The sequence below is a fragment of the Flavobacterium columnare NBRC 100251 = ATCC 23463 genome, assembly GCF_002530675.1.
In the GTDB taxonomy this organism is placed as follows: domain Bacteria; phylum Bacteroidota; class Bacteroidia; order Flavobacteriales; family Flavobacteriaceae; genus Flavobacterium; species Flavobacterium columnare.
On sequence record NZ_PCMX01000173.1, the window covers coordinates 1 to 5,538 of the forward strand.

5 protein-coding genes and 1 pseudogene are annotated in these 5,538 nt (G+C 25.9%); 2 read left to right on the forward strand and 4 right to left on the reverse strand.

The window, feature by feature from the left end:
* Nucleotides 1-76: 76 nt before the first annotated feature.
* The 4 genes and pseudogenes from B0A78_RS14090 to B0A78_RS14110 all read right to left on the reverse strand — a co-directional run bounded on the left by B0A78_RS14090 (nucleotide 77) and on the right by B0A78_RS14110 (nucleotide 4,164).
* Nucleotides 77-811 carry a YggS family pyridoxal phosphate-dependent enzyme gene (locus B0A78_RS14090; protein ID WP_014164493.1) on the reverse strand — a complete coding sequence of 245 codons (735 nt, stop codon included), beginning with the start codon at nucleotides 809-811 and terminating at the stop codon, nucleotides 77-79.
* Nucleotides 812-815: 4 nt separating this feature from the next.
* Entirely contained in the window at nucleotides 816-1,529 is a 714-nt protein-coding gene (locus B0A78_RS14095) for an AAA family ATPase (RefSeq protein ID WP_014164494.1), read from the reverse strand.
* Nucleotides 1,530-2,075: 546 nt separating this feature from the next.
* Nucleotides 2,076-2,927, reverse strand: a pseudogene (locus B0A78_RS14930) (acyltransferase).
* A gap of 1 nt (nucleotide 2,928) precedes the next feature.
* Nucleotides 2,929-4,164 carry an SGNH/GDSL hydrolase family protein gene (locus tag B0A78_RS14110; RefSeq protein ID WP_097609795.1) on the reverse strand — a complete coding sequence of 412 codons (1,236 nt, stop codon included), beginning with the start codon at nucleotides 4,162-4,164 and terminating at the stop codon, nucleotides 2,929-2,931.
* A gap of 372 nt (nucleotides 4,165-4,536) precedes the next feature.
* On the opposite strand from B0A78_RS14110, the gene B0A78_RS14115 reads away from it, so the two are divergent.
* Together B0A78_RS14115 and B0A78_RS14120 are read left to right on the forward strand one after the other, a co-directional pair.
* Nucleotides 4,537-4,764 (forward strand): hypothetical protein, encoded by a 228-nt coding sequence (locus tag B0A78_RS14115; protein WP_123906692.1) that lies wholly within the window; start codon nucleotides 4,537-4,539, stop codon nucleotides 4,762-4,764.
* The gene (locus B0A78_RS14120; RefSeq protein ID WP_065213628.1) at nucleotides 4,748-5,176 is read left to right on the forward strand and encodes a hypothetical protein; all 429 of its coding nucleotides are present in this window, start codon (nucleotides 4,748-4,750) and stop codon (nucleotides 5,174-5,176) included. Before B0A78_RS14115 ends, B0A78_RS14120 begins: the two co-directional genes overlap by 17 nt.
* The last annotated feature ends 362 nt before the right edge of the window (nucleotides 5,177-5,538 follow it).

Genomic DNA, 5,538 nt, shown 5'->3' on the forward strand with positions numbered 1-5,538 from the left:
GTCCTAATGTATTTTTATTATTCTATTTTAGAATTTAATTTTAGATAGTTTTTAATTGTTTGTTCTTTTAAAAGGATTAATTTTTATTTTCATTCCAATAATAGCTATCGGGGTATAGCCTTTGTCCAAATATGGCAGTACCAATTCTTATGATTGTTGCTCCCTCCTCTATGGCAATTTCTAAATCACCACTCATACCCATTGAAAGTTCTTGCATTTCTACATTGGGTATATTTAAGGTTCTTATTTGTTCTTGGATATTTTTAAGTAAGCAAAAACATTCTTTAACTTTATTAGTTTCTGCACTAAATAAGCCTATGGTCATAAGTCCCTTTATTTTTAAGGTATTAAACTGAGCTACTTCTTTTATAAAATTACTAACATCATTAGGATCTATTCCAAATTTACTTTTTTCTTTTGAAGTATTTACTTGTATTAAGACGTCTATACTTTTGTTTTCAAGTTGTAATCTTTGGTGTAATTTTTCAGCTAAGTCTAAACGATCGAGTGATTGAATACATGAAACATTATATTTTAATAGATCTTTTATTTTATTTGTTTGTAGATGTCCAATAAAATGATTTGTATGATTAAATTCTTTTAATGAGTCATGTTTTTCTTTTAGTTCTTGTACTTTATTTTCAGCTATTAAGTAATTACCTGCTTTTAATGCTATTTTAATGCGTTCAGCTGAAACGGTTTTAGTTGCTAGGAGTAATTTAACTTCATCAGGGTTTCTATTACTATTTTTGCAAGCATCGTTTATTCGTTTTTTTATGATAGCTATATTTTTTAAAATTTCTTCAGTCATAGATTTATATTTTTTGGTTTTCTTCTAAACTTTTAATCAATATCGATTTTATAATGTTATATGCGTGATCTTTGGCTTGGGCAAAGGAAATATTATACTTACGATCTATATGCTGTAAATTTGTAGGAAACAATGATAAAAGATTGTTATAATACTGATCTAGAAGTTCTTTTTGAGGTATTGTAAAATGTATTTGTAACTGAAAACGTCTTATTAGAGCTGTATCAATAATTTCAACATGATTGGTAGCGCATATTAATAAAGCCTTATTGGGAAAATAATCTATAAGTTGAATAATTGTATTTACTAATCTTCTCATTTCTCCTACATCTTTATCATCATTTCCTCTTGCTTTTCCGATTTGATCAAATTCATCTAAAAATAAAACGGCTTGATCTCTGGCTGCTTTATCAAAAATTTGTTTAAGATTTTGAGAGGTTTCTCCTATACGTGAAGAAACTATATTGCTCAAGTTAAGGATTAGAATATTTTTACCTAGCTTTTGTGCAATAGCTTTGGCAGTCATAGTTTTACCACAACCTGAACTACCGTAAAGTAAAATTTTATTGTTTATAGGTAAACCATATTTATTTAATTGATCAAAATATGTGTGTTCTTTTATGAGTTGTTCAATATTTATTTTATTGGTTTTTTCTAGAAATATATCATTTAGGGATATTTGTTCTTTGTCGTTGATGATGAGATTATGCAAATTCATTTCATTTTTTATTTAATAACAGAATAAATAAAAATTTATAATGTTTTTATTCCTATTTTATATAAATTCTGGTTTTATCTTTAGATTATATCCTGTTTCTAATATATGGCATAAGTTTTATAATTTTGGAAAAATTTAATCGTTTCAAATTTAGTTAGGAAAACTAACAAAAACAAATTTATTTTAAGTATTTAAATAACTTAGATAGGGGAGAAGGTAGAAAGATTTAAATTATTAAAAAGAGTTTAATTGGTATTTACTAAGTTGTCAGTTTAGTAAATACCAATTCTATTTTTATTTTGTACTAACTAAATAAAAAGGAGCGAAGATTTAATCTAAACTAAAAAACGAATCATTTTTATATTTTACCCAGATATGTATTTTCCAAAGGACAAATTATTTATTTTTCGAATAATTATTGTTGAAATAATAAAACACAATATACTTGTTACTGGAATTCCAATTATCGGATTTATGAATGTATAAGAAAACCCTAATTTTTCCAAATTTGTCATTACGAAAATGTGTATTGAATATATGCCATAGCTAGCTATACTTGCTAAAGAAAGAAATCGTTTTTGAGTTGAATTTTATAAAATCCTTGAATACTAAAAAAATACCTATTGAAACGATCAAAACATTTGGCATTAGATATGAATAAAAACCTTCATAAAATTTCCCTTTATATTTCGTTGCAAAAAAAGTGGCGCATATTGTTGTTAAAATTCCAATTAAAATGAAAAAAGTGTAGATAATTTTCTTTTTTTTAAAATTAAAATTTACCCTGTTAAGGTAATACCCTAAAACAGGATATCCTATGTACCCTGAAAAATAAGAAATTTCAATATTTGGAATTAATTGATTGATTAGGGGGAGTTTTATAAAAATTGTGATTAGCCAGATTATAAGAAAGTATTTTATTTCATTGTTGTTAGCAAGGCTTAACCACTTTCCAATAATAGGAAAAATTAAATAAAGCCCAATGATCATATAAAGATACCATAAGTGAAAACTAGCTCCAGTTTTTAATTTGCTCTATATAAATTTTAAAATTTGTAAAAAAGTTAAATTTTCTCCCGTATAAAATTTGTGCAAAAGATCTAATAAAATATAGAATATACTCCAAAATAAAAACGGAAAAATGATTCTTAAAACTCTTTTTTTAAAATATTCGGTATTATTCTCATAGGTTTTAGATAAAATTAAAACACCTGAAATCATTAAGAATATAGGAACACAAAATCTAACAGAACTATCGTAAAGATTACCTATCCACCAATCTACATTAGAAATGGTTCCATACTGATATAATATTCCTGATGAAGCGTGTAAAAGTATCACACTAAATGTTGCTAAAACCCTTAGAGAAGTTATCCAACTCAAGTTTTCATTATTCATTTTAGTTTTTTATTAGTTTAATGGTATTCATTGTATTTCCCTGATGGATAAGAATTAAATATAAGCCTTTGTTTAAAAAACTAAAATCAATATAATTTTTTTCTAATATTTTTTCTGGTACAATAATTTTTCCATTTAAATCAGTAATACTAAATTTAATTGTAAAATTCTTTATAGTTTCTAAATAAAATAAATCTTTAACAGGATTAGGATAATAGCGGTAATTTGTTTCACTAATTTGATCTATACTTAAAGGTGAAATATCAATGGTTTGAGTACTGGATTCTGAACATCCGTTCTTATGGGTTGTCAATAGAATCGTTTTTAAACCTGTAGTTCTGAAATTATAACTAGGAGATAGTTCATTTGTTCTGTATTCGTTATTAATATTCCAAGATACTGAATCATAATTAGTAGATGTATTTTGTAATTGTATATTCATTCCATTTAGTAAAAATGAAAAATCAGTATGTAAATTATAAGTATTTATAAGCCAATTGGGTTTGTTTTTGAGAATAACATTGTCAGCTATTTTTTGTAGATAGATGGCAGTAGCATCATTAATACCTCCATAAAAATTACAAGGTTCTATATTTTCTTGATATAATGTATTAAATATAGAGCAAGCAATAAGATAAGAACCTTTTAAGCCAGGGTGTACATCGTTATAAGTCGAATGCAGTAAAAGATCCTGATTGGAAATGTAATGTTGTTTAAAACATTCACCAGCAGAGGCAAAAGGTATCTTCATACCATGTGCAATTGCGGTTATAGAATCTTTTATTTTTGTTTGACTTATAAAATAATTATCGTATTTGCCTCCGCCATTGTTGTTGGATTCAATACCATTTGATATTTCATATAATATTATTTTAGAACAAGGACTATACTTACGTATAGAATCTATGAGTTGTTTTCCTCTATTTATTGTTGTTTTTGTAGGAGAAGATATACCTGCTGATTCTCCTGTACCAGGTTGGAGAATAACTGTATCCCAAATTTGGGACGCAAATAAATTATAAATATTATTATCGTTTATATGATTTACAAAACCCGTTCCTCCTAACGCATATTGTTGGACTTGAACATTTTTTCCTTTTGCTTTTGCAAGGTCTTGAAATAATATTGGCATATTATTAAAATAGGTCATGCTATTTCCTATGAATAACACTTTTTCTTGAGCCGTAAAATCTAGATAGTTAGATAAAAAGAAGACTAGTAATATTATATTTTTCATATTTTTTGTTTTATCTGTATCTAGAATATTTGTTTATGAGAATTAAAAATCATATTACTAAACTAATGTTTAACTTATTTTTTAAAGCCTCATAAAGTCTTAAACTCTGTAAAAATACTAAAATGATTATTATAAAAACAAATGAATTTCTAGAAGTAGAATATTTACTATTATCAAGACTTAGGGACAAAAGGGATGTTTACACTTACAAATTATCTTATTTTTTTTAGCAACTATTGAAATAACTTTATGCCCTTTTAGTTGATTACTAGGTTTTTATGATTAATTTAGCTTTTGATTTATTGATAAATAATTAAAAATGATTAAATTTGTTGTAAGATTGTATATTCAAATATGATTCAAAACTTAAAAATGGTCGATTTTTTATCTGATTTAGCGGATATTTTTACAGGAAACTACACTTACAAAAGAAGTAGTGACCTTGATACTATGCGTAAAGATATCATGAATGTTTCTCATATCCCAACGGCTTTTGAAGATCGAGAAAATTTAAGAAACGATTTGAATAGTTTTTTAAAAGATACCTTAAAGGCCAAAGGAGAAATAATGGTAGAGTTAAAAAATGGCAAAACAAAGTAGAAAAGCTCAATTAACACGATCTCATTCTCATCAAGGACATACAATTCAAGAAGTTTTTGATGATAATCTATTGCCAGATGCTTCAGAAATTAAAAAACTATCAGAATTAGACCCTAATATAATGTCTTGGCTTAAAGAAAGAGCAGAGAAAGAACAGGATTTCAGGCATGGTGCTTTCAATAAAAGGTTACAGATAGTTTCAAAAACAGAAAGAGGCTCAAGATGGATAAATTATTTAGGTCTTCTTTTTTCATTTGTACTGCTTTCAGGGGGAATGTATTTGTCCTACACCTTAATAATTGAAAAACACGAAATTATTGGTAGTGTATTTTCAGGTGTAATGTTAGTTGTAATTGCTTCGATTTTTATGAGTAAAGTGAAGAGTAATAATAACGAAAAGACACCTACCTAATGTTAGCTAATTCTCTTAAAAAAAGACTAAAAGCAAATAAGATGTAATAGGCTGTAAATAAAATACTTACAATACAGAGTAAGTGTTTTAGAGTTATTATCTATATGAGTCACCAATTCTAAAGTTGTATTATCTGGGTTCTTAGTTAGAATAACAAATTTTGAATAGTTCTCCATTTTTTGTTTTTAAAATTTTTATAAAGATTTAAATTTATTAAAAAAAGGGGTAAAATAATATCCAATACCTAATTGGTTTTAAACAGAAAAGGTTAAAATTTTTTATACACTACTATTATTTATTTATCAATGTAATTTACTTCTTTTATTATAGAAATAAAATAGTTATAATTAATTCAAGTTGCT